24 protein-coding genes are annotated in these 26,468 nt (G+C 65.4%); 14 read left to right on the top strand and 10 right to left on the bottom strand.

Going from position 1 to position 26,468, the window contains the following annotated elements; all coding sequences use genetic code 11:
* Positions 1–42 precede the first annotated feature (42 nt).
* Positions 43–285, top strand: coding sequence for a hypothetical protein (locus ACP69S_RS13310; protein ID WP_425997945.1), 243 nt, complete (start codon positions 43–45; stop codon positions 283–285).
* A gap of 312 nt (positions 286–597) precedes the next feature.
* Here the strand turns inward: ACP69S_RS13310 and ACP69S_RS13315 are convergent, their stop codons facing one another.
* The 8 genes from ACP69S_RS13315 to ACP69S_RS13350 all read right to left on the bottom strand — a co-directional run bounded on the left by ACP69S_RS13315 (position 598) and on the right by ACP69S_RS13350 (position 10,140).
* Complete coding sequence (locus ACP69S_RS13315; protein ID WP_425997947.1) at positions 598–993, bottom strand: response regulator; 396 nt, start codon at positions 991–993, stop codon at positions 598–600.
* A 165-nt stretch (positions 994–1,158) separates the two neighbouring features.
* Positions 1,159–1,518 (bottom strand): ATP-binding protein, encoded by a 360-nt coding sequence (locus tag ACP69S_RS13320; protein WP_425997949.1) that lies wholly within the window; start codon positions 1,516–1,518, stop codon positions 1,159–1,161.
* A gap of 673 nt (positions 1,519–2,191) precedes the next feature.
* Complete coding sequence (locus tag ACP69S_RS13325; RefSeq protein ID WP_425997951.1) at positions 2,192–4,723, bottom strand: cation-translocating P-type ATPase; 2,532 nt, start codon at positions 4,721–4,723, stop codon at positions 2,192–2,194.
* 40 nt (positions 4,724–4,763) lie between these two features.
* Positions 4,764–5,612: a universal stress protein gene (locus tag ACP69S_RS13330; protein WP_425997953.1), complete on the bottom strand. Its 849-nt coding sequence runs from the start codon at positions 5,610–5,612 to the stop codon at positions 4,764–4,766.
* Between the two features lie 99 nt (positions 5,613–5,711).
* Positions 5,712–8,018, bottom strand: a complete 2,307-nt coding sequence (locus tag ACP69S_RS13335; RefSeq protein ID WP_425997955.1) for a glycoside hydrolase family 65 protein — start codon at positions 8,016–8,018, stop codon at positions 5,712–5,714.
* Positions 8,015–8,794: an HAD family hydrolase gene (locus ACP69S_RS13340; RefSeq protein WP_425997957.1), complete on the bottom strand. Its 780-nt coding sequence runs from the start codon at positions 8,792–8,794 to the stop codon at positions 8,015–8,017. Before ACP69S_RS13340 ends, ACP69S_RS13335 begins: the two co-directional genes overlap by 4 nt.
* 8 nt (positions 8,795–8,802) lie before the next feature.
* Positions 8,803–9,465 (bottom strand): helix-turn-helix domain-containing protein, encoded by a 663-nt coding sequence (locus ACP69S_RS13345; RefSeq protein ID WP_425997959.1) that lies wholly within the window; start codon positions 9,463–9,465, stop codon positions 8,803–8,805.
* Between the two features lie 66 nt (positions 9,466–9,531).
* On the bottom strand, positions 9,532–10,140 hold the full coding sequence (locus tag ACP69S_RS13350) for an NAD(P)H-dependent oxidoreductase (protein WP_425997961.1): 609 nt from the start codon (positions 10,138–10,140) through the stop codon (positions 9,532–9,534).
* Between the two features lie 197 nt (positions 10,141–10,337).
* Here ACP69S_RS13350 and ACP69S_RS13355 point away from each other — a divergent pair, with 197 nt between their 5' ends.
* From ACP69S_RS13355 to ACP69S_RS13365, 3 genes are read left to right on the top strand one after another with little or no spacing between them, the layout of a single operon-like run.
* Positions 10,338–10,649 (top strand): hypothetical protein, encoded by a 312-nt coding sequence (locus ACP69S_RS13355; protein ID WP_425997963.1) that lies wholly within the window; start codon positions 10,338–10,340, stop codon positions 10,647–10,649.
* 59 nt (positions 10,650–10,708) lie between these two features.
* The gene (locus ACP69S_RS13360) at positions 10,709–11,056 is read left to right on the top strand and encodes an ATP-binding protein (RefSeq protein WP_425998122.1); all 348 of its coding nucleotides are present in this window, start codon (positions 10,709–10,711) and stop codon (positions 11,054–11,056) included.
* Positions 11,053–11,952 (top strand): universal stress protein, encoded by a 900-nt coding sequence (locus tag ACP69S_RS13365; RefSeq protein WP_425997965.1) that lies wholly within the window; start codon positions 11,053–11,055, stop codon positions 11,950–11,952. Before ACP69S_RS13360 ends, ACP69S_RS13365 begins: the two co-directional genes overlap by 4 nt.
* Before the next feature lie 329 nt (positions 11,953–12,281).
* Here the strand turns inward: ACP69S_RS13365 and ACP69S_RS13370 are convergent, their stop codons facing one another.
* Positions 12,282–14,453 (bottom strand): acetate--CoA ligase family protein, encoded by a 2,172-nt coding sequence (locus tag ACP69S_RS13370; protein WP_425997967.1) that lies wholly within the window; start codon positions 14,451–14,453, stop codon positions 12,282–12,284.
* Positions 14,454–14,666: 213 nt separating this feature from the next.
* On the opposite strand from ACP69S_RS13370, the gene ACP69S_RS13375 reads away from it, so the two are divergent.
* The 6 genes from ACP69S_RS13375 to ACP69S_RS13400 all read left to right on the top strand — a co-directional run bounded on the left by ACP69S_RS13375 (position 14,667) and on the right by ACP69S_RS13400 (position 21,606).
* Positions 14,667–16,550, top strand: a complete 1,884-nt coding sequence (locus ACP69S_RS13375; RefSeq protein WP_425997969.1) for a PAS domain-containing sensor histidine kinase — start codon at positions 14,667–14,669, stop codon at positions 16,548–16,550.
* The gene (locus ACP69S_RS13380; RefSeq protein ID WP_425997971.1) at positions 16,540–17,163 is read left to right on the top strand and encodes a response regulator transcription factor; all 624 of its coding nucleotides are present in this window, start codon (positions 16,540–16,542) and stop codon (positions 17,161–17,163) included. Before ACP69S_RS13375 ends, ACP69S_RS13380 begins: the two co-directional genes overlap by 11 nt.
* Positions 17,164–17,247: 84 nt before the next feature.
* Complete coding sequence (locus tag ACP69S_RS13385; RefSeq protein WP_425997973.1) at positions 17,248–17,658, top strand: response regulator; 411 nt, start codon at positions 17,248–17,250, stop codon at positions 17,656–17,658.
* Between the two features lie 99 nt (positions 17,659–17,757).
* On the top strand, positions 17,758–18,792 hold the full coding sequence (gene adhP, locus ACP69S_RS13390; RefSeq protein ID WP_425997975.1) for an alcohol dehydrogenase AdhP: 1,035 nt from the start codon (positions 17,758–17,760) through the stop codon (positions 18,790–18,792).
* Complete coding sequence (locus ACP69S_RS13395) at positions 18,792–19,196, top strand: c-type cytochrome (protein WP_425997977.1); 405 nt, start codon at positions 18,792–18,794, stop codon at positions 19,194–19,196. The genes adhP and ACP69S_RS13395 overlap by 1 nt, the downstream gene beginning before the upstream one ends.
* Positions 19,197–19,278: 82 nt before the next feature.
* Complete coding sequence (locus ACP69S_RS13400; protein WP_425997979.1) at positions 19,279–21,606, top strand: heavy metal translocating P-type ATPase; 2,328 nt, start codon at positions 19,279–19,281, stop codon at positions 21,604–21,606.
* Between the two features lie 63 nt (positions 21,607–21,669).
* Here ACP69S_RS13400 and ACP69S_RS13405 read toward each other — a convergent pair whose 3' ends face one another.
* Positions 21,670–22,407 carry a YoaK family protein gene (locus tag ACP69S_RS13405; RefSeq protein WP_425997981.1) on the bottom strand — a complete coding sequence of 246 codons (738 nt, stop codon included), beginning with the start codon at positions 22,405–22,407 and terminating at the stop codon, positions 21,670–21,672.
* Between the two features lie 81 nt (positions 22,408–22,488).
* Between ACP69S_RS13405 and ACP69S_RS13410 the strand changes: the two genes are divergently transcribed.
* From ACP69S_RS13410 to ACP69S_RS13425, 4 genes are all read left to right on the top strand, one after another.
* Entirely contained in the window at positions 22,489–23,601 is a 1,113-nt protein-coding gene (locus ACP69S_RS13410) for an Acg family FMN-binding oxidoreductase (protein WP_425997983.1), read from the top strand.
* Positions 23,601–23,957 (top strand): hypothetical protein, encoded by a 357-nt coding sequence (locus tag ACP69S_RS13415; RefSeq protein ID WP_425997985.1) that lies wholly within the window; start codon positions 23,601–23,603, stop codon positions 23,955–23,957. Before ACP69S_RS13410 ends, ACP69S_RS13415 begins: the two co-directional genes overlap by 1 nt.
* 16 nt (positions 23,958–23,973) lie before the next feature.
* Entirely contained in the window at positions 23,974–24,663 is a 690-nt protein-coding gene (locus ACP69S_RS13420; RefSeq protein ID WP_425997987.1) for a DUF6544 family protein, read from the top strand.
* 615 nt (positions 24,664–25,278) lie between these two features.
* On the top strand, positions 25,279–26,370 hold the full coding sequence (locus tag ACP69S_RS13425; RefSeq protein WP_425997989.1) for a sensor histidine kinase: 1,092 nt from the start codon (positions 25,279–25,281) through the stop codon (positions 26,368–26,370).
* Positions 26,371–26,468 lie beyond the last annotated feature (98 nt).

Raw genomic sequence — 26,468 nt, forward strand, 5'->3', positions numbered from 1 at the left:
CTGGCAGCCGCGTGACCGTGCGGCCGCAGAGGCTGCCTGACCATGGCTGGGATCGGACGCGTCTACACGCTGGCCTACGTCGCCGATATGCTTGGTGAGGACGCCGACTGGATCGCCGAAGTCACGGACGAGCTGGGCCCGGAAGCGGGGCATCTCTGGATCCACGATGTCGGCGATCATCACATCGAGGCGTTCACCGACGCGGGGGTCGACAGCCTCGTCGACGTCATCCGCGAATACCGCAACAATCCGGGCCTGAAGCCTCAACCGCCACCAAAGAAGTGATCTCTGCCGGCTGCGCCGACGCCGTGTCCAGGGTCGTCACCGGACGCGTACCCTTTATTGAGCGATGACCTGGGCCTACTTGGCGCGCTTGGGCGACCTGCAGCCGCCCTGTCCGAGGTCCAGGGCCTTGACCATCATCGAGCGCGCCTGCGAATAACTCGGGAAGTGAGGCGCGCGTCACGTCGCATGTCGACAATCCGGCCAATGCGACCCAAGTCGCGAATGCGAAAACAGAGGTCGCTAAGGAAATGGCTCGCCTGGAGCCAATCATTCACGGCTTGAACCCGTCCGGAGTAGATGGGATCAGCGACCCTAAACGAGGATCCCGGCGTCTTGTTCGGTCTCGGCCATGGTTCGAGCGATGGCGTCAAAGAGGGGCTGCATCTGAACCGGCTTGTGCAGGAGATCGCTGGCGCCGGCCGCCAGCGCCTCGGCTCGCAAGCCGGGCCCGTCGTCGGCGGTGATCATAATGATCGGCAGGCGCGCCTTGGCGTCGGATCGGGCCCGGATCGACCTGATCGCGGCCAGCCCGTCTACCCCTGGCATGCGATAATCCATGAGGATCACGTCAAAATTGCTGGCTTCGATCAGGGCTAGGCCAATCTCGGCGTTCGAGGCCTCGACCATGGGAACATCGGCGGCGGCCAACATGCTCTTCACGACGGTTCGGTTCATCGCGTTGTCGTCAACAAAGAGCACTTGCATCATCGCCTCCCGACCTCGTCCTCAAGCGTGAACTGTCACACTGCGGACTTTACCGCCCGCTAAACGCGCTACCTCCGCTGCTGCGGCCTAGCGCCGCAGCGGATCGCGCATCTGAACTCTCGCTCGTCCCTAGGTTTAGGGGCGACGCAATTTAGCAGCGGCGGACGCCTAGCCGGGCGGCTCTGTATCGCCAATTGTATCGAAATAGATCCGCGACTCCTCCAGCAGGGCGGCGGCGATACCCATGGAGATGAAAAGTCCGAGGTTAAGTCGAGCTGTGTCGCTTTGCGCCACTTTCTCGCGCAGCCCGCGTAGCAGCGGATCAAAAAAAGTAGCGACAGCATCGGGGGCCATGACGCCTTCGCTATGAACTGACAGGAAGATTTCCTGATCTCCGGCCCTCGCCGCGACTGTAATCTCCGACCCCTCCAATCCGTGCTGCACCGCGCTACCAATCAAAATTGACAGGATCTGCTGAATTCGGGAACGGTCCCAACTCCCCTCAAGATTGCCGGCTGTTTCGACCAATTCTCCGATCGGGATGCGCCGCCTGAAATTCCCTCGCTGCGTCCTTTGCAGCGCTTCCTACATCGATAGGCGCCAGCTTGATCGGCAGACCCCCACCACTACGGACGCGGACGGCATCAATCGTGTCGGTAACCAGCAGATTGACGCTAGAGCATTTTCCGATAAGTGTGAAACGGCTATCGGATCGAAAAATGCTCTAAACTTTTGATTTAGAGCCCTTTTCGCCCGACCCTGATGAAGCCATCAGGTCGGAAAGGGCTCTAGAGGCACAGGTTTCGATCCGGGAAACCAGCTCCGCCTGCCGATGGTCAAGCTCTCCAGCCGCCAACGCCTGAGCAGAGGTATATACTGTCGCGGTTATCGACAGGCCGTGGGGACCCGTCGCGCTACCGCCAACATCACTCGAGACCCGCGGGTCTCGAGTGATGTTGGCGAACTTCTGGCTGTCGGTGGCGACCACGAAATAGAGCGCGTGCTCATGCCGAAATAGTTCACCAGCGTGACCTGGGGCCAACCGTCGGCCCGGTTCGTCGCCAGGGCCATCAGATGGCGGCTGTCGAGGACGAAAAGGATGCGCGCCTGTAGACTGGCCTCATCGGCGCTCCGCGGGATTTCGCTCGACGGAGGGGGCAAGGGGCATGGTGGTCTTATTCTGTGAGCGGCTGAGATGGGGTCATGAGGTTGAACGGCTTGGCAGGCGTGAGCCCAGGCTTCGGACCAAGCCAAACCAGCCGCCACTGGCGAGCGCGACCAGCAGGGCGCCGGCCAACAGTCCCGATGAGGGCGGCGCGACCTTGAAGATGGCGTCCAGAGTCGGCACAGCGAAGATCAGGGCCAGGAATCCCGCAGCGGCCGAGGCGATCAGCCAGTAAATCTTGCGATGCGGCGCGAACAGACGCCCCCCTGACGACGAGGCGTCGGCCAAGGCCAGGGTCAGGTTGCCGGCGACAAGTGTCAGGAAGGCCGCGCCTCTAGCCTGGTCTTCCGGGTGATGGCCCAGCGACCAGAGATAGACACCCAACACCCCGGCCAGGACGCCCGCGCCTTGCAACAGGGCCAGGCCAAGTTGCCTGGGGCCAAACAGCGGCTCATCACGCGGTCTGGGCGGCTGCTTCATCGCACTGGCGCCGCCCGGTTCGGCCTCGAACACCATGGCGCAGACCGGATCGATGATCAGTTCCAGAAACACGACGTGCATGGGATAGAGCAGGGGCGGCAGGCCCATGACGATCGGGATCAGCGCCACCCCGGCGATGGGAACGTGGATGGCGGTGATATAGACCAGTGCCTTGCGCAGATTGACGAAGATCCGTCGGCCTAGCCGGACGCCGCCGACGATCGAGGCGAAACTGTCGTCAAGAATGATCAGGTCGGCGGCTTCGCGGGCCACGTCGGTGCCCTTCTGACCCATGGCGATGCCGATATGTGCCGCTTCAAGGGCGGGAGCGTCATTGACGCCGTCGCCGGTCATGGCGACGACCTCGCCGCCTGCCTTAAGAGCCTGGACGATGCGAAGCTTCTGCTCGGGCATGATGCGAGCGAAGACCCGCGTCCGGCCAAGGCGCTCCGCCAGAGCGGCTTCGTCCAGGGCGGCGATCTCGTCGCCGAGCAATACGCCGTCCGAGGTGTCCAGGCCCGCCGCCTTGGCGATTGCCAGGGCGGTGGCGGGATGATCGCCGGTGATCATCAGCACGGAGATCCCGGCTTCCCGCGCCTCTTTCAGGGCCGCGGGCACGTCAGCTCGGACGGGATCGAGGAAGCCGACCAGCCCAGCGAACACGAACGGCGCCTGCCCCGGGTCATCGGGAAAGGCCGTTTTCGTCTGGCAGGAGGCCACGCCCAGGACGCGCAGTCCTTGGACGGCGAACTCCTCGACAAGTCCGGTAAAACGCGCGACCTGGTCATCGGGCAAACGGCAAAGCCTAAAGATCGCCTCGGGCGCGCCTTTGGCGGCGGCGCGCCACTGGTCTCCGGGCGCTCGCCAAACCTGAATCATGGCCATCATTTCGGGGCGAAGCGGCCAGGTCCTGTCCGGCTCGCTCGCGGCACCAGGAGGGATCTGGTTGGGTGGCGTTAGAAGCGCCCGAACGGCCTTGTCCATCGGATCGACCGGGAGGACGGCGCAGGCCAGCCCGGCGATCTCCAGCAGTTGCGCCGCAGAGCCGCCAGGCGCTGTATCCGGCTCGACGAGGCAGTCGCCGTCTTCCGTCCACAGGCGCGCGACGCGCATCCTGTTTTCGGTGAGGGTGCCGGTCTTATCCACGCAGAGGAAAGAGGCGCCGCCCAGCGCCTCAATCGCCGCGCTGCGACGGACCAGCACCTTTTGCCTGGCCAGCCGCCCGGCGCCCAGCGCCAGGAAGACGGCCAGGACCATCGGGAATTCCTCGGGGATCAGGGCGATGGCGACGGTGATCCCGGCCAGCATGCCGCCGACCCAGTCCTGACGCAGCAGACCGTAGGCAAGGGTGACGAGGCCACAGAAGGCGATGGCCGCCAGGCCAAGCAGCGTGACCAGGCGTCCGGCCGTCTTCTGCAGCGGCGTCGGCTCATGGACGATTGCCGCAAGCGACACGCCAATCTTGCCCAGCGCCGTCCGGGGACCAGTCTTGCCGATCCGCGCCACGGCCTGTCCGCGGACGACCAAAGTGCCAGAGAACAGATAGGGGCCCGTCTCGGCGCCAGGTTGGGTGTCGGCGTCGGCCGCTTCGCCGTCGGTCAGCGGCCGTTTTGAAACCGGCGCGGATTCGCCGGTCAACGCGGACTCGTCGACGCTCAGGACATCACCCGCCACTAGCGCGCCATCGGCGGGCAGCCGCTCGCCTTCGCCGACCAACACGATGTCGCCCGGGACAAGGTCGCGCGCGGCCAGGCGCGCTTCGACCCCGTCGCGGATCACCCGGGCGTGAGGTTGCGAGAGATCACGCAGCGCCGCCAGGGCGCGCTCACTGCGGGCTTCCTGGAAGATCACCAGACCGATGGTGGCCACGGCCCCGGCCATCAGGAACAGGCCCTCGCCCAGGTCTCCGAGCACCAGATAGAGGCCGGCAGCTCCGATCAACAGCAGGAACATCGGCTCGCGCAGGGTGTCGAGGATGATCCGCGCCAGCCTTCGGCCCGAGGCTTGCGGAAGGGCGTTGGGACCAAACTCGGACAGGCGCCGGGCGGCCTCGGCCGTGGTCAGTCCGCTTACGACGTCGCGCGCCATGAGGCTGATCCGTTCTGCCGGCGCTCGCCGGCCCTACAGGTCAATGCGAGAAAAGGGCGGGGCAAGGGAGGCGCGTCAGAATGTGCTGGGTCGCGCCACCGAGCAGGAACTCTCGCGCTCGGGAATGACCGTAGGCGCCCATCACCAGCAGGTCTGGTCGGATCCGTTCTAGGTAGCAGTCGAAGGCGGCTGCAATTGTCCCCCCGTCCGCATCCACCTCATCCAGCGCGGCGTTGACGCCGTGGGCGTGAAGATGGCGCTGAGCGTCGGCACCGATGGTGGCGGGAAGGCCTGGCTTTTCGTTCACCACGGTCAAGATCCGAACGGACTTGGCGCGAACCAGAATCGGCAAGGCGTCAGCCAGGGCGCGGGCGGCGTTGCGGCTGCCGTCCCATGCGATCACCACCTCGCCCGGCCCTTGAATCAAGGGCGCCGCCGTGTCCATTTTGAAAGTCAGGATGGGTCGACCGGATCCGAAGACCACGCTTTGAGCGACTTCAAACTGCCCGTCGGAGCCGTCGATCCGCGGTAACAGGCAAAGATCGTAGGTCCTGGCGATCTTGGCCACATAGTCGGCGGCGTCGTAGTGATTGGCCCTGGCCGAGGCGGCCGCCTGATACACGTCCGCCTTGATCGCTAGGGCGGTGAAGTGAGCCAGCGCGTCCTTGCAGGCCTTGCGGCTGCGCGCCTCTTCGGCGGTCGCCATGTCGCTCAGCCCGATGAGGTAGTCGGCCAGGCGATTGCTGTGCACCGGGATTTCGATTTCCAGCGCCAAGGCCGTCAGTTGGCCGCCCAAGCTGGCTGCCAAGAGGACTGCTTCTTCGACCGCCGCGTCCGGCGTTGGTGTTGGATAGGTGTCGATATGCAGCAGGAGATCATGAAAGGTCATTCCGGCAGCTCCGCATTTGGGTGGGATCTAAGGCGCCATCGGGCGGCGCGCATGCCCGGCGGCCGATATCGACGACAGCGTATTGGTGGGGAGAGCAGATCACGCGGCTTGCCTAGGACCAGAGGCCAAGGGAACGAGCTCGACGATGACCGGTGGCCCAAGGCTGAGGTCATAAGGTCTACCGTAGACCCAGAGCACCATCGCCGCGCCCGATTCCAGGGTCGCCTCCAGCCGGCAGGCCCCGGGTTCGATCCTGATCTTGATCCGGCGCCCGCGCCATTGGACAGGGAACGTCAGGCCGAGCCAGGTGGCGGGCAGTCGCGGCTCCAGCGACAGGCCGTCGTCGCGCAGGCTCAGGCCCGCAAGCCCGAGCACTGTGATCATCCAGACGCCGCCCTGGGCGGCGGTGTGGATGCCGCCGGCGATGGCCACATGGGTGTCGCCAAGATCGATGGCGGAGGACTGCCGCAGGTAGGACAACGCTTTGTCGGCTTGTCCCAAACGAGCGGCGACCAGGCCATGCAAGGCGCGGCTGAGCGAGCTGCCGTGGCCGCATCGCGCCTCGTAATAGGCGAAGTTGGCGCCTGTGGCCTTCCGAGTGAACTCGTCCGGCAGTAGCGCCAGCAGGGCCACGACATCGGCCTGCTTGATTACCTGGGACCGGGCGGTGCGATCGCGGCCCAAAACCACATCCATCGGCACGGACCGCCCGGCATAGGCGGCCAGCTCGATGTCTTCCAGATCGAGGAAACCTTTGAACTGCGCTATCAGGCCTGTCGCTGCATCGTCGCCGGTGGCCATCGAGTCGGCGACACGGCGCCAATCGGTCATCTCGGCCGGCGTCAAGCCGAGTTGACTCGAGAGCGCCGTCCACTCCGCTGGCCACCGCCCGGAGTAAAGGGCCGCTACCTCGAGGGCCCGGCGGATGTTCCAGCGCGCCATGAGGTTGGTGTAAGCGTTGTCATCGACGCCTTCGTGATACTCGTCAGGCCCGATCACGCGCTGGATGTGATGCAGGCAGTCTGGTTCCAAAGTCGCTCGGCTGGCCCAGAAACGTGCGGTCTCCAGCAGGATTTCCGCACCCGCCCCGCGCAGGAACGCCTCATCGTCGGTCACCCGCCAGTATTGCCAGACCGCATAGGCGACGTCGGCGCTGATGTGCTGTTCCTGCTCGCCAGTGAGGATATGAAGGACCTCGCGATCGGGGCCGACCCACTGTTCCGGGGTCGTCTCCGCGCCAGTGTCCGCCGACTCCCAAGCGTAGAGGGCCCCGCGCCAGCCCATGGCCGCCGCCTTGGCGCGCGCGCCGTCCAGGGTGTGGAAGCGGTACATCAACAGCGCCCTTGCCGCGCTTGGCCAGGTGAAGGTGTAGAAGGGCAGCAGGAAGATCTCGGTGTCCCAGAAGGTGTGACCCAGATAATCGTCGCCGGTCAGGGCCCGCGCGCCGATGGACACGTGCTCATCCTCCGGGTCGGCCGCACCGTTCAGGTGATGCAGGGCGAACCGCAGGGCCTGCTGAGCGGCCGGGTCGCCGTCGATTTGCACGTCGCTTGAAGTCCATCGCTCGGCCCAGGCGGCGGCATGGTCCGCGATCAAGCCCGCAAAGCCGCGTCGGACGGCTCGGGCCAGGATCAACGGGGCCGCCTTGACAACATCTACGTCTAAGTCGGCGGCGTCCGTGCGGACAAAAGCAACGATCCGCTCGAAATCGATCTGCTGCCCCGGACTGGCCTTCCACGTCCAGCGCCGATGGAAGGGACCCAAGACTTCGCCCGCCAGCGTTTGGCCATCGATCAACACGGACGCCGTCGAGGCGATCGCCAGTCGCTTGACCGAGCGCCGCGTGCGCCAAACGCCCAGGTCCCGCTCCAGGCTTTCAGGGATAAGCACCAGATCGAGACCTTCGAAGTCGGCCTCCAGCGTCAGGTCACTCTCGCCGTCTTCGACGCGGAGGCGCAGCCCCTGAAGCCCGATCTGTCGTTGGCTCAGCGACACCAGGCGCAGCGACCGCAGACTGAGGCGCAAGCCCCTAGCCTCGACGGAGTGGCAATGGCTCGACACAAGACCGCGCCTCATGTCGAGCGTCATGCTGTGCTCGGAGACCGCCTCGGGATCGTGGGCGAGGAGCCCCGCGGCGGTCGCGAGCCGAACCCGTAGCCAATCGGGGCCGGGCGCAAAGGCTGAAACCGACCCCTGCGCCGACGCGGTGTCGAACAGGCCCGCGACATAGGTGCGGCCAGGCGCGACCCGGCCTCCGCCGCGGTTCAGCGCCGGGACGCCCCTGACCCCCAGAAAGCCGTTGCTGACCGCTAGACGGGTCTCGCGGCTGCTCTGGCGAACGGTGTCGCAGCCCGCTTCCGTCCACAGCCAGGCTGGATCGAGCGTCGGTGCGAACGGGTCGGTCATGGCCCAGGGTCCGAGACCGCGAGGCGAAGGCCAAGCCGGCCATGCTTGAGGCTGCTCAGGCTGATTTCATCGAGACTGGAGACCACCAGATCGGCGCCGGCCGCGTGGAGCGCCGCCGCATCGTTCAATCGCGCGACGCCTAGGGCCATCATGCCTGCCGCCCGCGCCGCCATGATTCCGGCCGACGCATCCTCGATCACCAGACAATGACGGGGGCCAATGCCGAGTTCCGCTGCGGCCAGGCTGAAAATCTCGGGGTCCGGCTTTCCCCGCGCCAGGTCACGGCCACAGACCTTGACGGCAAAAGCGTCGGCGAGACTGCCGCCATCCGCTAACGTAATCGCCCGCAACATGGCGCTCGCGTTCTTGGAGGCCGAGGCGACCGCCATAGGAAGGCCAAGGCTCGCCATTGCCGCCACCAAACTTAGGGCGTCAGGAAAAGCGCGCGCGCCGCCCTTAGCGATCAGGGCCTCCAGGCGGGCCTGCTTGGCTTTGGCATAGGCACTCGCCTGGGTTTCCCAATTGGCCACGCCCACAGCCTCAAGCGCGGCCCGCGCCCCATCCTGGCGCGATTTTCCAGCAACCTTGGCTTGATAGAGCGCTGTCGTAAATCGCGCCGGATCACCAAAGCCGGTCAGCGCCTCGCGCCAGGCCTGCTCATGGGGCGAAGCCAGCAGCACGCCATCGACGTCGAGGATGACGGCGGCTAGCGTTCTGGGTTCGCACCAGGCGATGGGTCCAAGGCCAAGGCCCGGGGCTTCAGGAGGGTGGGGCATACGGTCCTTCAGGCTGCCGTCAGGTAGGCCCACCGGGTGTGTTGCAAGACCCGAAAGCGGCGGGCTCCGTCGAACACCATCAAGCCTTCAGCCTGGACCTGGGTGACCATCCGCGAGACAGTTTCGATCGTCAGGCCCAGATAATCGGCAATGTCCTGGCGGCTCATTGGCAACTGGGTCCACGCGCCCCGCGCCGGAGCGCCGATCTCGAACAGGAAGCCCGACACACGCTCGAAAGCGCTTTTTCGGGTGAGAAGCATCATGTGGTCCTCGGCGCGCCGAAGTTCGAGCCCCGTGGCCAGCCAGCACATCTGCTCAACGCGGGCGCCGTCTTCGCCGTGATATTTGAGAGCCGAGCGCTGGATGACGAGCACCTGCGCCGCATCCAAGGCTTCTGCCGAGGATCGGTGCTGGCCGCCGATCTCAAGGCCAAAGAAGTCGCCGGGAAAGTAGAAGCCGCCGACGTGCCTGCGGCCGTCTTCCAGCAGGCGGGTCCGGCGGACCGAACCCACCAGGACCCGATAGAGCAGATCCGCGTTTGCCTCCTGAGCATAGATCTCCTCGCCCGCATCGAAGCGCAGGTGCGCGCCGATGGCCTGGAAGGGATCTTGCAGGGTGCGTCCGGCGATCGAGATCGGCGCGCGATCAGGCGTGAGGGTGCAGAAGGTCATCCGGCGTCTCCAGGAGCGCCGTTATGGTTATGGCGTCCCGGGAATGGGTGACATTGGTGACAATACTTAGAGCGCGGCCGCCGATAGCGTCGGCTGCACCGCCAAGATCGAAGCGCTAACCCGCTGGAGAAGGTCGTCGGCAGCGTCCTGACGCATGGTAGCGGCGATGCCGCCCAGGTGCTCATGTCCCAGGACCCGAAGGCCAGTCACCGCCGCCAAATGCAGATCGAACACGGTCATCAGGGCGTTGAGCGCGCCGGTGGAGTCGATCCAGTGTTCCGGTGCGCCAGAGGTTGAAAAGGTCATCAAGGTCTTGCCGACCAGAAGGGGATCGCCACCGTGGGACCCAGGTTGGTAGCCAAAACCCATGCTGAGCACCCGATCGGCATAGCCCTTGAGGATGGCCGGCGGAGCGTTGAACCAGAAGGGGTAGACGAACACAAAATGATCGACGTCGGCCAGGAGCGCGCGCTCGGCGATGACGTCGGGCGCCATGGTCCAGCCTTGCGGCGTTGGGAGCTCGGCGGTCCTGAGACGAGGATCGAAGTCCATCGCATAGAGGTCCCGCAGTGCGACCTCTGCGCCCGACGCCTCAAGCGTCTCAACACAGGTGCGGCTGACTGCGGCGCAGAAGCTTGACGGGTTGGGGTGGGCGAGGATGACGGCGGTCTTCATGATGAGACTTCCCATGGGGTGAACGGGCGGCTGGTGACCATCGCTAACGGTGAAAGGGCGTCTTACCTTGATCCTGATCATGCGCCTTCAAGATCTTGGGGAGGGGGGAGATCGGCGACGACCGGCTACGGGAAATTGCGGATGTCGGCGGCGATCAGGGTGAACGACAACAAGCCATGCCGCCGCAGGAGATCTCTATGCTCAGCTCACAATCGGACTTCGATGCTGCCGAAAGCGCTCATCGCGAAACCGTTCACGACCTGCGCAATCTCTTCACTGTCATCGTCTGCGCTCGACGCCTGCTGGGCAAGGATCGCGCCTCCGAGCGGAGGGAGGACCTGCTGGCCACTATTGAAGACGCGGCCTTTCGCGGAAGCCAGCTGACGACGAACCTCTTGGCGAGGGACGTGCAGGAGACGGCTCAAATCGTCGATGTGGGCGCCCGCCTGGCCGGCGTCGCCCCCCTGCTCCTTGCACTGGCGGATCCTAGGATCGAGGTGCGGGGGTAGGCGCCTCCCGCCGATCGCTGCCCGCCTGCCTGGCGCCGGAGACCTTCGATGCGGCGATCCTGGAGCTGGTTCGTAATGCCCGGACAGCGATCGACGGCAACGGTGCGATCACGGTCCGAGCCCGGTCGGTCGGCGATCGCATCTGGCTGACCGTTGCCGACACCGGCCGTGGCATGAGCCCTTTGGCCCTACAGGGCGCGCTTAATGCTTTCAAAACGGCTTCCGCTCACGGCACGGGCCTTGGGCGGGTCCAGCATTTCGCGAGGCAGGCTGGCGGACATGTCCGCATCCGCAGCCGCGAGGGCCAGGGCGCCGTAATCTCGATCATTTTACCGATGTCGCCATTCGGGACTGTCGCTCAGTCCGCGGCGCGACAGCGCCGCGGCCTTCAAGGAGACCTCCATTGACCAACGACAACAAGCTTCAGCATGACGTCATGGCCGAGCTCGCCTGGGATCCCCGCATCGACCACGCTGACATCGGCGTGGCCGTGACCGACGGCGTGGTCAGCCTGGTGCATGAAGATCCCGGTCAGGAGGCGCGCTTGCAGGCGGCCCTCGATATCGCTCGCGCCCTGGAGGGGCATTTGAAGCGCGTTGACGTCACGCCCCTGCCGCTGTTCGTCGGGGACTACGACGGCGCCGCGCAAGGCCTGATGTTGATGGAAGGACGACAGGCGGAATCGGCCAATCGCGTCGCCATGGAAATCCGCCTCGCCCACGAAGAGATTCCCTGGGACTGGATCGGCAGCCTGGGCGACATGGCCAGCTGTGTGCTGCGCGAGTCGGGCCTGGCAGATCTGATCGTCATCAACTGCAAGCGAGATGCCTTCCTCGCGATCGATCCGCGCGGCGTTTCGAGCACGCTCGCCGCTGACGCACGTTGCCCGATCATGGCTGTCCCGGACAATGTTCGAGGCTTGGAGGCTAATGGGCCGGTCGTCATTGCGTGGGATGGTTCAGAGCCGGTCATGGCGACCCTAAGGGCCAGCGCGCCGCTTATAAAACTCGCCTCCTCGGTGCATCTCTTCAGCGTCGAGGATGGATCCAGCGATCCGGAGGCCGTGCCCGCCGAGGCGGCCGCAGCCTATCTGTCGCGCCATGACGTCCATGCCAGCGTGCATCGCGTGAAGGCCCAGGGTCACACCCCCGACAGCCTGATCCTCGAGGAATGCGCGGCGCGCGGCGCGCGATATTGCCTGATGGGCGCGTTCGGTCACGGGCGGCTACGCGAAGAGCTGTTTGGCGGCGTCACCCGGCGGATGCTGGACGCCGCCCAACTGCCGCTTCTGCTTGGGCATTAGAGTAGGACCGCGCGACCTGCCATTCATGAAGAAGGCCGGCTCGCGATCTGCGGAACCGGCCGTTTCATTTGAGCGGTCGGGCCAGGTGGTCTGCGTCCGTGCGGCGCGAAATGGCCCCAAGTCCTTCCCATCTCAGCCGGCCGGCAATAGTCCACCTGGGTTATCATCGCCAGGCGGCCATCATCGACGTTGCTCAGGCTGCTGAGGAACCGGAAGCGCAGGTCCTCGGGCGTCAGATCGGCGAAGAACGCGGCGATCGCCGGCTCGTCGTCGGGGCAAACCGGGCGAACGTGGAAGGCGAGGCCAGAGCGGGTCTTCTGATCGGCCGCTCAGTCCCTGGGCGCCGGCGCGATGACCATGCGTGTGCCTTGGCTGGCATGGGTTGTTATGACGATCCGGGCGTCGAGCGCCAGGGCGCCTTGGGCATCGACCAGCAGGGGGTTGATGTCGAGCTCCAGGATATCGGGCAGGTCGACGGTGATCGCCGACAGCGCCTCCAGCACGGCAACCACGCCCGACACATCGGCGGGCGGCTCGTCGCGATAGCCTGCTAGGAGCCGTGATATAAGGGTCCGGTCGATCATGGCGCGCGCCAGGGCGTCATCAAGGGGCGGCAGGCCGAGCGCCTTGTCGTTCACGACCTCGACGGCCTTGCCGCCGACCCCGACCATTATCACCGGGCCGAAGGTCGCGTCGTCGGCGATCCCGACGATTAATTCGTGGCTTCCCGCGCGGATGACCATGGTTTCGACGGCGAAGCCCTTGATGTCGAATTCCGGATGCTCCCGACCGATCCGCTCCGCCATGGCCCGGGCCGCCGCCACCGCTTCATCGGCGCCCTCGAGGTCGAGGATCACGCCGCCAACGTCCGACTTGTGACTGATCCGTGGGGAGATGATCTTGACGGCGTAGGGCGCCTTGAGGCCCTCGCAGGCTTGGCCGACATCGTCTGCTGTGGCGGCGAACCGGGTCGGGACCACGGGAACACCGTAAGCGGCGAGTAGCGCCTTGGCCTCGACCTCGCTGAGCAGGGTGCGGCCTTCGACTCGCGCCGAGGCGATCAGCGCCTGGGCCGCGGCAGCGGCTTGGCCGCCGCCCAGCTCGACATGACCGGTCAGCGCATCCGTCAAGCTCGCGCGGGCGCGTTGCGCGGCGACGAGGTAGCCAAACCCGCGGATCGCGGCCTCCGGCGTGGCGAACAGCGGGATCCTGGCTGCCGCGAAGATCGGGCTGACGGCCTGCCGGTTGGTGTCGCCCAGCCAGCAGGCCAGGATCGGTTTGCGCGATCCGCGCGCCGGGGTCTGCGCAAGGCCGGCTACCATGTCCCTGGCGATTTCGTCGGGCGAGGAGAGGGCTGTCGGACAGTTGATCACCAGGACCGCATCGACCCCAGAGTCATCGAGCACGATATCGAGCGCCGCGCGATAGCGGTCGGCATGGGCATCGCCCATCACATCGATCGGATGACCGTGCGACCAGCCTTCAGGAAGCGCGGCATCGAGTCGTGAAAGCGTCTCGGGGGAGAGATCGGCCAGTCTCGGGCCGGTGGCTGTCATGGCGTCGAGCGCCAGGATTCCCGCCCCCCCGCCGTTGGTGACGATCGCCAGCCGGGGACCAGGCAGCGCCGTGCGTGACGACAGGGCGGTGGCCGCGTCGAGCAGGTCGCTCAGGGTCTCGACCAGAATGATGCCCGCGCGCTCGAACGCGGCGGCATGGACGTCATAGGCCCCGGCCAAGGCGCCGGTATGGGAAAGCGCCGCCTTGCCCGCGGCCGCGGTCCGTCCGGCCTTTAAGGCGATCACCGGCTTGATGCGTGTCGCCGCCCGTGCTGCCGACATGAACTTGGCCGTGTTAGTCACGCCCTCGACATACATCAGGATGGCGTCGGTGTGCGGGTCGGCGGCGAACAGGTCGATGAGGTCGCCTAAGTCCGCCTCGGCCATGTCGCCCACCGAGACGATCCCCGAAAAGCCGATATCCCGCGTCGAGGCCCAATCGATCACGCCGCTGATCAGCGCCCCGCTCTGGGAGATCAAGGCCAGTCGCCCGGGCGCGGCCGCACCGCGCGCGAAGGAGGCGTTGAGCCGCGCCGGCGGAACCAGCAGGCCCAGGCCGTTGGGACCGATGATCCGCAAGCCCGACGGTTCGGCCGCCGCCAGCATCGCTTCGCGCAGTCCATTGGCATGTGTGATCCCGGAGGAAATCACGACCGCCACCTTGACGCCCTGCGCGCCGAGCTGAGCGATGACCTCGGGCACCGCCGGTCCTGGTGTGATCACCACGGCCAGGTCGGGAACCGACGGGAGACTCGCAATGCTGGCCGACCACAGGGCGCCGGCGATCGTCACCCGACGTGGATTGACGATGTGAACGGACCCAGCGAAGCCCCCAATCATCAAGTTAGAAACCACGACCTGTCCTACCGAGCCTGGACGGTTCGAGCCGCCGACAACAACCACGGACGTCGGCGACAGCAGGTTGGACAGATTGTGCAGGGACATGATGGCCTCGGAACGGCGCGCGCACGGCGCGCGAAAGTCGCAGGGACTTGCCTCACGCAAGCTCACCTCGGCTATCCGTAGAGTCCCTCAATCGAGGGCATCGGCACGGTTCCCGTTTGCGCCATGCTCGCTTGACGTGCATGGTTGATATCTGGTGCGCGGTCCGGGGCGCCCCGTCCGCGTCGCGCGCCTGCGATGCCTGGCGGAGGGCCCATGCCAGACATCCGTCGTCAAACCCATATGCTCGCGCAAGGCTATGGCGCCGCATTCGTTACGGTCGTGCTCGCGGCTCTGGTGGTTTGGGTCTTGCAAGCCTGGTTCGGGCTTCGCTCATCCTATCTTCTGTTCATGGTTCCAGTCGTCGCCGCCGCCGCGCTTGGCGGGGTCGGCGCTGGTATGTGCGCGGCGGTCCTGGGGCTGTTGGCGAGCGTCCTTATCAGCGACGGCCTTTCGCCGCAGGGGGAAGGGCTGATCGAACCGGTCAGCTTCGTGATCGCAGCCGGTGGGGTGATCTATATCGGAAGCCAGATCGGGGGCTTTCGAAGGCGTGCGGTCGTCAGCGAGCGCGGCGCCGAACACCGCGCCCAGGACGCCGCCCGCGTCGCTCGCGAGCTCAACCTGCTGATCGACGGCGCAACGGAATACGCGATTTACATGCTCGATCCGCATGGCCGCGTGATGATCTGGAACGCGGGCGCCGAGCGCCTGAAGGGATGGCAGGAGGGCGAGGCGATCGGTCTTGATCTATCGACCTTCTATCCGGAGGACGCCCGGCAAGCGGGTAAACCTCAAGCCGATCTGGCGCGGGCCAAGTCGCAGGGGAAGTTCGAGGAAGAAGACTGGCGGCTGCGCAAGGATGGTTCGGAGTTCCTGGCCCATGTCTCGATCACCGCGCTGCTGGACGAGACCGGCGCGCTCCAGGGGTTCGCCAAGGTTCTGCGGGACATCACCGACCAACGGGCCAGCGAGCAGTCCTTGAACGCCGGCGCCAACCATCTGCGGTCCATCCTCGCGACAGTCCCGGACGCCATGATCGTCATCGACCAAGGCGGATCCATCCTGTCGTTCAGCGCCGCGGCGGAGCGTTTGTTTGGCAGTACAGAGGCGCAGATGCTGGGCCACAACATCAGATGTCTGATGCCGCCGCCCGATCGCGAGCGACATGACGGCTACCTTGAACGTTACATCACGACAGGCGAGCGTCGGATCATTGGCGTCGGCCGGGTGGTGGTCGGCAAGCGGCGGGACGGATCCACCTTTCCCATGGAGCTGTCGGTCGGCGAGGCGGTCGGGGAGGGGCAGAGGGTGTTCACCGGCTTCATCCGCGACCTCACCGAAAAACAGCGCATCCAGGCCCGCGTGGAGGAACTTCAGGCCGAACTGATCCACGTCGCCCGGGTCAGCGGCATGGGGGCCATGGCTTCGACCCTTGCCCACGAGCTCAACCAGCCGATCACCGCCGTGACCAACTATGTCGAGGCGGTGCGGGATCTTCTCGCCGCGCCCGATCTGAACGATATGCCGATGATCCGCGAGGCTCTGGCCGATGCGGCGGGCCAAGCCCTTCGGGCTGGCCATATCGTCAGGCGTTTGCGTGACTTCGTCGCGAGGGGCGAGGTCGACAAGACCGCTGAAGATGTCGAGGCCCTGATGCATGAGGCCGCCGCCTTAGGCCTGATGGGCGCGCGAGAAAGCGGGGTGGCCGTCGAATTCTCCTTCGATCCAAACATCGGCGCCGTCCTGGTGGACAAGGTGCAGATCCAGCAGGTGCTGATCAATCTGGCGCGTAACGCCGCAGAGGCGATGGCTGATCGACCTGATCGGCGAATGTGGCTGTGTAGTCGCCTCGATAGTGAAGGGTTCGTGCGGATCACCGTCGCCGACAATGGACCCGGCGTCGCGCCGGCTGTCGCCGACGGGCTGTTCACCGCCTTTGTCAGTACAAAGAGCGACGGCATGGGCCTGGGGCTGTCGATCTGCCGCACCATCGTCGAAGCCAATGGCGGCCGCATATGGTTCGAGGCGCGTCCTGGCGGTGGCGCGCAATTTCACTTCACGCTGGTCAGAGCAGAGCTGGAGCCTGACAATGGCCGATAGGCGAATGGTCCACATCGTCGATGACGAAGAAGCCATACGGCGGTCCGCCGGCTTCATGCTCAAGACATCGGGCTATGCGGTGACGACCTTCACGTCGGGTGTCGCCTTCCTGCTAGCCGCCAAAACCGTCGAGCCCGGGTGCGTCCTTCTGGACGTCCGCATGCCGGATATAGACGGCCTGGAGGTGCAGCGGCAATTGGCCGAACGCGGCGTCTCGATGCCGATCGTCGTGCTCACCGGCCATGGCGACGTGTCGATCGCCGTGCGAGCGATAAAGGCCGGCGCTGTAGATTTCATCGAAAAACCGTTCGAGAAGATCGTCTTGTTGAGCGCCATCGTGGCCGCCTTCGAGCGGCTCGACGACGCTAACGGACGCTCGGCGCGCGCCACCGACGCCGCGGTGGCGATCGCGGCCTTGACGGGACGCGAGCAGGACGTCCTGAGAGGCCTAGCTCAGGGCCTGCCCAACAAAACAATCGCCTTCAATCTGGGCATTTCTCCCAGGACGGTCGAAGTGCATCGCGCCAATCTGATGACCAAGCTGCAGGTCAACAGCCTCTCCGAAGCCCTCAGGATCGCTTTCGCCGCGGGCCCTCAGGCGGGGGCAGCCTAGGACCAATACGTAACGACGGTCCAAACATGCCGTGCGACAAGGCCAAGCGCCACCCTTGTAAGGGTGCGTCCGACAGGCCGTAAAATGATCCACGAGTTGATGTCATCCGCGCAAAATCGCCCCCAGATGTTGCTCGTCGAGGATGACCACGGGGTCCGACGCTCGCTTCAATTGTTGTTCCGCGGCCGGGGTCTGGATGTCCGCGCCTATGCCTCAGGGGCGGCGCTGCTCGCCGACCCGCGCGCGCTCTCGGCATCCTGTCTGGTGGCCGACTACAAGATGCCGGAGCTGAGCGGTTTCGACGTTCTGCGGGGACTGCGGGATCTGGGCTGGAGGGGTCAGGCGCTGCTGATCACCGGCTTTCATTCCGCCGAACTCGTGGCACGCGCCCACGAGGCGGGGTTCAGCCATGTGGTCGAAAAGCCGCTGGTGGATAGCGTGCTGCTTGAGGCCGTGAAGCGTTTGACCAGGGCCCCTCTAGATCCAGCGACCTAAGTAATAGTCCCAAATGCGCTCGAGGCCATCGGGCGATATCGAGGGAGGATATGCGGCCGGCTGACGCTTTGCGCGGTCCTGCGCCTTTGGAGATATGCCATGGAAACGACCATGAAGGCCGCCTTCGTGCGGTCGTTCGGCCAGCCGCTGGTCATCGAGGAGGTCAAGATTCCTCAACCCGGCCGCGGCCAGGTCTTGGTGAAGATCGCCGCCTGCGGGGTTTGCCATACCGACCTTCACGCCGCGCACGGCGACTGGCCCATCAAGCCGTCCCCGCCGTTCATTCCGGGCCACGAGGGCGTGGGAACCGTGGTCGCGGTGGGCGAGAGCGTCGAGCACGTTAAGGAAGGCGACCGGGTCGGCGTGCCCTGGTTGTTCTCGGCCTGCGGTCACTGTGTCCACTGCCTGGGCGGCTGGGAGACGCTGTGCGAGGCCCAGCAGAACACCGGCTATTCGGTCAACGGCGGCTTTGCCGAGTATGTCGTCGCCGACGCCGATTATCTGGGTCATCTGCCCGACAATATCGGCTTCGTGGAGATCGCGCCGATCCTCTGCGCCGGCGTCACAGTTTACAAAGGACTGAAGGTCACTGACGCCAAGCCGGGTGACTGGGTGGCGATCTCCGGGATCGGTGGCCTGGGCCACATGGCGGTCCAGTACGCCAAGGCCATGGGCTTCAAAGTCGCGGCCGTCGATATCGACGACGACAAGCTGAACCTGGCCAAGAGCCTGGGCGCGTCCGTCACCGTCAACGCCCGCGACATCGATCCGGGTCCGTTCCTGCAAAAGGAGATCGGCGGCGCCCAGGGCGTCCTGGTCACGGCGGTGTCACCCACGGCGTTCGCCCAGGCGATGGGGATGGTCCGGCGCGGCGGAACGGTGGCGCTGAACGGCCTGCCGCCCGGTGACTTCCCTCTGTCAATCTTCGACACCGTGCTGCGCGGGATCACCGTGCGCGGTTCGATCGTCGGCACGCGCCTGGACCTCCAGGAGGCGCTGGCCTTCGCCGCCGACGGCCGGGTGAAGGCCATCGTCCACGCCGAAGGCCTGTCGAACATCAACAGCATCTTCGATCGCATGGGACGTGGCGAGATCGAGGGCCGTGTGGTGCTCGATTTTCAGGATCGCGCCTGATGAAGACGTTCCATGTCGCGACGCTGGCCATCGGTGTTTTGCTGGCCAGTCTGGTCGGAGGCTGCACGCTGGCCGGGGCCCAGCCTCAACGGGAGCCGCCCGGCATCTCCGGTGGCCAACGGATCGCGGAACGTAACTGCGGCGGCTGTCACGCGGTGGGATCGGGCGACAGCAAGCTCGCCGACGCGCCGCCGTTCCGCACGCTGCATGATCGCTATCCCCCCCGCGGTCTCGACGAGATCCTGCAAGAGGGCATGTTGCGTCCGAGCCGCATGCCCGAGGAAGGTCCACCGAAATTCCACCCGCGCATGCCGATGGCCGACCTCGACGATGACGAGATAGCTCAGCTCAAAGCCTATCTGAGAAACCTCGATCCCCGCTCGCTGGCCACGCCGGGCCGCTGAAGCTCGACGCTGAGCCAAGACTTGCTTCACCGCTCAAGCGACTGGAGCTAACCTTGGCCTTGGGAGCGCATTTGGAGACTTTATGAACTCGCACCTGACCCCTTCGCCCTCACCGGTCACCGTCAAGGATCCGGTCTGTGGCATGAGCGTCGATCCGGAAACCGCGCGTCACCATGTCGAGGCCCAGGGAGCAACGGTCTATTTCTGTTCAGCCAGGTGCCTGGGCAAGTTTGTCGCCGATCCAGGAGCCTACCAGGCCAAGCCCGAGCCCCCTCGGGCCGCCGCGTCAGGCGGGGCGCTCTACACCTGCCCGATGCACCCGCAAATCCGCCAGGTCGGTCCCGGCGTCTGTCCAATCTGCGGCATGGCTCTTGAGCCCGTGACGGTGACGGCCGACAGCGGCCCCAACCCCGAACTGGCCGACATGACCCGGCGCTTCTGGGTCGGTCTGGCGCTCGCCCTGCCGGTCTTTGTCCTAGAGATGGGCGCCCACGTCATGGGCCATGGCCGATGGGTTCCGGCTCAGATCTCCAGCTGGATCCAGTTCGCCCTCTCGACCCCGGTGGTGCTGTGGGCCGGCTGGCCGTTCTTCACCCGCGGCTGGACATCGTTGGTGACGCGCAAGCTCAACATGTTCACCTTGATCGCTATGGGCGTGGGCGTGGCCTATGGCTACAGCCTGTTTGGTGTGTTCGCGCCGGGGCTGTTTCCACCGGCCTTCCGCGGCGCCATGGGCGCCGTGCCGGTTTATTTCGAAGCCGCCGCGGTGATCACCGTCCTGGTGCTGCTGGGCCAGGTGCTGGAATTACGGGCGCGCGAGCGGACGTCGGGCGCGATCAAGGCCTTGCTGGACCTCGCGCCCAAGACCGCCCGGCGCATCAAGGCCGACGGATCGGACGAAGAGGTGACGCTGGACCTGGTGGCGGTGGGCGATCGTCTGCGCGTGCGCCCCGGCGAGAAGGTCCCCGTGGATGGAGAATTGACCGAAGGCCGGGTGTCGATTGACGAGTCGTTGGTCACCGGCGAATCGATGCCTGTCACCAAGGAGGCCGGGGCCAAGGTGATCGCCGGCTCGATCAACAAGACCGGGTCCTTCGTCATGCGGGCCGAAAAAGTCGGCGCCGAGACCTTGCTGTCGCGTATCGTCCAGATGGTCGCGGAGGCTCAACGGAGCCGCGCTCCAATCCAGCGCATGGCCGACCAGGTTTCTGCATGGTTCGTGCCGGCGGTAATCGGCGCGGCGTTGACGGCCGCCGTTGTCTGGGCGTTGGTCGGACCCGAGCCGCGCTTGGCCTATGCGCTTGTGGCGGCGGTGTCGGTGATGATCATTGCCTGCCCCTGCGCGCTGGGGCTGGCGACACCGATGTCGATCATGGTCGGGGTCGGACGCGGCGCCCAGGTCGGCGTCCTGATCAAGAACGCCGAGGCGCTCGAGCGCTTCGAGAAGATCGACACCCTGGTGATCGACAAGACCGGCACCCTGACCGAGGGGCGACCGGCGGTGACGGCGATCAAACCGGCCGCCGGCTTTGATGAGGTCGAATTGCTGCGCCTCGCCGCCAGTTTGGAGCGCGGTAGCGAGCACCCTCTCGCCGACGCCATTCTGCGGGCCGCCAAGGATCGCCAGCTAACCTTGTCCGAAGCCTCGGAATTCGGCTCGCCCGTCGGCAAGGGCGTGGTCGGTGTGGTCGATGGCAAGCGCGTGACCCTGGGCGGCACCCGCTTGATGGCAGAACAGGGCGTGGATTTTTCGCCGTTGGAGGCCATGGCTGATGCCTTGCGCAAGGACGGCACAACGACGATCTTCGCGGCTGTCGATGGTAGGCTGGCCGGTGTCTTGGGGATCGCCGATCCGATCAAGCCAACAACGGCCGAGGCCATCCGCGCCTTGAAGGCCGACGGTGTGCGGCTGGTGATGATGACCGGCGACAACCGCACGACCGCCCTGGCCGTGGCGGCCAGGCTGGGCATCGACGAGGTCGAGGCCGAGGTGCTGCCGGAGGACAAGGCCAAGGTCGTGCAGAAGCTGCGCGCCGAGGGCCGGTCGGTCGCCATGGCCGGCGATGGCGTCAATGACGCGCCGGCCCTGGCCGCCGCCGAGGTGGGTATCGCCATGGGCGCGGGCGCCGACGTCGCCATCGAGAGCGCTGGGGTGACCCTGCTGCAGGGTGACCTGCAGGGGATTGTCCGGGCCCGGCGACTATCGCGGGCCGTGATGCGCAATATTCGCCAGAACCTGATCTTCGCCTTCGCCTACAACGTCGCCGGCATTCCGATCGCGGCGGGCGTGCTCTATCCGACCTTCGGATGGCTGCTCTCTCCGGCCATAGCCGCCCTGGCCATGGCCTTGTCTTCGGTCAGCGTGATCGGCAACGCACTGCGACTCCGCGCGGTGAAGCTCCAGCCTTAGAGGGCAGGGGGGGCGCCCCAGCCGTTTCTCGGCGTTGCAACTGTTATCCAATGTTCCCGGACACTACGGGTCTTCGCGAGGGCTTATCTCACCGTGACCGATACGGGCGAGGGCTATGGAAAGTCCTACCGAAGCGATCGCCGCCGGCCACAGAGCCTTCAGGCCAAGGTGAGCGTAGGCGGATGAGCCCAAAACAGCGCCGCCGACCAAGCCGCTCCAGAGCAAGAAATAGGGCCCCCACGCCGTCTTGCTGCCGCCCGTCAATGCGATCGCCAAGCGTTGCCCAAGTTTGACAAGGGCGCCGGTCATATAGGTCAGGCCGATGCTGACCTCGCCATCGCGCTCGAACACCGTGTTTTCGGCGCCCATTGCCAAGCCCATGGCGACGATGGCGGCGTGCTGGAACCCGACAGCGTTGAGGCTCGCGGCTGTAAAAAGCAGCGCCGCGACAAACGACATGACGGCCGCGCGGCGGTGATGCTTCGCAAAACGGGCAACGAGCGATCCGGCGATCACGCCTAGAAGGAAGGTCAAGATCAGCGACGCCGCCAAGGCGGCATTGGCGAGATCGGCGGTCATGCCCACCGCGAGCCGGGTCGAATTTCCACTCATGAACGAGACGAAAAATCCGCCCAATTCCATGAAGCCCAAGGCGTCGATGTAGCCGGCGAGGCTCGCAAGGCAAATGGCCACCGTCCGGACTCTGAAATCGTAACCGGTCACTGGGTTGTCCAAAGGCTTGGTCGCGGATCGTGGCGCGCAAATTCCGGCGACCGCAAGCCGCCGTTTGGTTGGTTTCATCCTTGAAGCCTTCTGACCTTGACTACGATCAATGCGTTGATACCGCGCGGGGCGCCTTCCTCGGTGGATTGGAGGCTGCGGATGAAACGGCGAGACATCTTGGTCGGGAGCGGCGCCGTGGCCTTGGCGGGCGTCGGCGCGGCGTGGCTGGGCGCGCGCCAGATGGGCTCCATGGACGCCTATGTCGCTGCTGTCGCGGCGACAAGGTCCGCGCTCTCGGCTCAACCCGAACTGTCGGACATCGTCCGATATGCGACCCTCGCAGCGAGCGGTCACAACACCCAGCCGTGGCGGTTTCGGCTCAGTGAAGGGCGGGTCGATATTCTCCCGGACAGGGCGCTGCGCACGCCTGTCGTCGATCCGGACGATCATCATCTCTTCGTCAGCCTTGGGTGCGCCGCCGAGAATCTGGCGCTTGCCGCAGCCGCGCGCGGGCTTCCTGGCGAGGTCGGCTTCGATACGTCCGGCGATGGCTCCGCGATGTTCCGGTTTGGCAAAGGACCAAGCCAAGGCTCGGCGCTGTTTGACGCTATCCCCGCCCGCCAATCCACACGCGCTGACTATGATGGACGGCCGGTCAGCGCGGCTGATCTGAGAACCTTGGCGGCCGCAGCGGCCGTTCCCGGCGTTGACCTTGTCTTGATCACCGATCAACCCCGTAGGGGCAAGGTCCGCGACCTGATCGTGGCTGGCAATAGCGCTCAGCTGGCCGATCCCGCCTTCGTGCGGGAACTCAAGCAGTGGATTCGCTTCAGTCCACGCCAGGCCATCGATACTGGCGATGGCCTGTTCAGCGTCTCAAGCGGCAATCCCGCGCTTCCGGACTGGTTGGGTCCGAGGCTGCTCGACGCGACCTTCACGGCGAAAGCCGAGAACGACAAATATGCCCGCCAGCTGAAATCGTCGGCCGGCCTCGCGGTTTTCGTTGCCCAGCGGGAGGATCATGATCATTGGATCCGCACGGGGCGGGCCTGCCAACGCTTCGCCCTTCACGCCACAGCGCTCGGACTCCGGCACGCTTTCGTCAACCAACCGGTCGAGGTGGCGGGTTTGCGACCGGAATTGGCCGACCTGGTCGGAATGCCGGGACGGCGGCCCGATCTGGTGATGCGCTTCGGGCATGGCCCCACGCTTCCATTTTCGGCGCGGCGGCCGGCCAGGATCATCGCCCCCGCCGACGGCGTCGCCACGTGATGACCGCACAAGGCCGCAGCGTGGCGGTCATCCGCGGCCTTCACACTAGTATCTACGGCGTGATGGCGGCCTCGACCGTGATCCTGCTCTATATCGGTGTCACTGGCCGCCATGCCGCCTGGCTATGGGGCGCGGCGCCGCTGCTGGCGATCGAGGTCGCCGTCTTGGCTGGCAATGGCCTCAAATGCCCTTTGACTGCGGTCGTCGATCGGTACGCCGGTGGGCCTGGTCGCTTCCCGGACACCTTCCTGCCGGAAGGCCTGACGCGCCGCACGCTCTGGATCTTCGGGCCCATGCTGGTGCTCGCATTGCTTCTGCTGGCCGCGCGCCGGTTCGGCATGCTGGCTGGCCCATGATGTCGAGGATCCCAAAATGACTGACCGTTTTCGCGCCCGGCTCCCGTCCGCGGTCGTTGATCTGGCCCTACGCCTCGGCGCCGATCCGATTGCAACCCGAAGCCGCGTGCGACTTGGGCAATCGGGACAGATGCGGCAGGATGCCACCAAGGCTTGGATGCCGTTCACTGCCCGGCAGACCCTGGCGACCGACCGCTGCGATTTTGACTGGCGAGCGCGAAGCGGCCCCGCCGGCCTGATCTTCGTGCGCGACGCCATCGACGGCGGAAGGGGACGGTTCGCCGTCCTGGCGCTGGGCATCCTTCAGATCGTCAATGTCAAACCGTCGGCCGAACTGACGCGGGGACAACTGATGCGTTACCTCGCCGAGCTGGCCTGGACGCCCGACGCCATCCTTCACAACACCGCGCTGCGGTGGCGCGAGGACGGGCCCGATCGCCTAGTGGTCGGCGCGGGTTCTGATCAAGGCGCGGCCGAGGTGACACTGGGTCTGGACAGTGATGGTCGGATCGACAGCGCATTCGCCCCCGACCGGGGCCGGATGGTCGGGAAGACGATCGTGCCGACGCCCTGGGGCGGACGGTTTCTGGACTACCGCCATCATCATGGCGTCTGGCTGCCGTTCGGCGCCGAAGTTAGTTGGTCGATGCCGGAAGGCGAAGTGGTCTACTGGAAGGCGCGTATCGATTTCTGGAGGAGAGGTTAAGACAGTTGGCCGCACTATAGGTCTCGATGGCGCGAACCCGTCGTCTGAGCGCCGCCGCGATAAGTCTCTCGTGGGTCCATCTCGGCGCCCATTAGCTGTCGGACGTCCTCTGATGGGCTCCTGGGCACGCGGTCCGTCTTAATCGGCCTGACCTCGGCTGCTGCGGAACAGCTCCCGCTCACTACATCTCTTGTTCAACCGAACCCTTGGCGCCCACTCGCTTGGGTGGTCGGAACTGCTGATCGTGCTGGCGATCGGTGTGCGCCGCTACCTTTGTTGGAAGTCGAGAAGTCCGTGCGTCGAAAATTCTTTCAGACGGGCCAAGATTTAGCGATTGCCGGCGCCAAGACGACCGACGCGGAGCGACCGTCGTCTTGGCGCCGCGGACGGACTGAACTCAGGATGGCGGGACTTGTCGAATACCGCGCTAGGGTGGAGCGAGGACGGGTGTCGTCCAGGTAAGGATGCGCCGAGGTTGACCTGTTCGGTTTCACTGAGTGACGGCAGCCGATGCCAGGGCAGCGTCCTGTGGCGCTTGGACTGCAGCCTGTCGGACGCCAAGCGTGTGCGCCATAAGGTGGCCGCCAGTCGCATTACAGCCCGGTTGTGCCGCGCGTGAGGCAACTTGGCTATCGCGAAGTCTCGGAGTCCAACCCGGATGCGGTGGTCGTCGTGGATCAGGCTGGCCGTATTAACTTCGCCAATGGTCGTGTCGAAGCCCTGTTGGGCTACCGCCCCAGCGAGCTGCTTGGCAAATCAGCGAACGAGCTTGTACCCGATCGCTACAAAAGCCTGCATTCGAGCCATATGGATCGGTTCGTACGGAATCCGAGTCCGCGGATGATGGCTGCCGGGTTGGGCCTCGCCGCGCGACGCAAGGACGGCGGTGAAATTCGGGTGGAGATCAGCTTAAGTCCGTATCAATCTACCGACGGGCCCGTTGTGATCGTCGCGATGCGGGAGATCACAAACACTTCCAAAAGAGATCTGCTTGAGTCAGAGAATTCCGATCTGCGGGGATTGCTGCAGGTCGCGAAACGCGATTCAGCGCGCCTTCTGGCGGAAGCAGGAATCGACGCCACCGAACAGGAGGGCGCCAAGCGCCTGCAGCGCCTCCTGTTTGAGGAACTACACCACCGCATGAAGAACATGCTGGCGACGGTCATGGCGATCACGTCCCAAAGCTTGCGGTCGGCGGGAAGCTTGGACGAGGCGAGAGAGGCCATCGCCAGCCGCCTGACCGCGATGGGCCGAGCCCAGGATCTGATGCTCCAAGCCAACGAAGCCGGCGCGAAACTGATCGACCTCGTCGCCGCGGCCGTCGAACCCTTCGAGAACCGGGAACGGCCGCGCTTTGTGGTCCGATCAGCGCTTGTCGAAATCGGCCCCTCGTCGGTTCTGCCCCTCACCTTGACGCTCAACGAACTCTGCACGAACGCGGTAAAATACGGCGCCTTGTCCAACGCAACGGGGCGCATCGAAATCACGTCCATGGTCGATGAGCACGCCCAGCTATTCAGCCTGAGATGGGCGGAAAGCGGCGGGCCGGCGGTCGTCGAGCCAACCCGGAGAGGCTTTGGCACGCGTCTGCTCGGCGCCCTGGCCGGGCAACTTCATGGTGAGGTTCAAGTGCGATATGAGCCCGCCGGGATGGTGTACCAGCTCGACAGCCCCTTGGCTGTGCTGCGCGCGCTCGCCGCGAATTGACGGATCGGCGCAGCCACCGTCCCATAGGTTAGAGCCTGGTTCATCAGGGCTACCTGAGCGTCACCCGTGTCGCGCGGGCGGTGCGTTTCGCGCCGTAC

It is taken from the genome of Caulobacter sp. DWR1-3-2b1 (assembly GCF_049895765.1).
GTDB lineage: Bacteria > Pseudomonadota > Alphaproteobacteria > Caulobacterales > Caulobacteraceae > Caulobacter.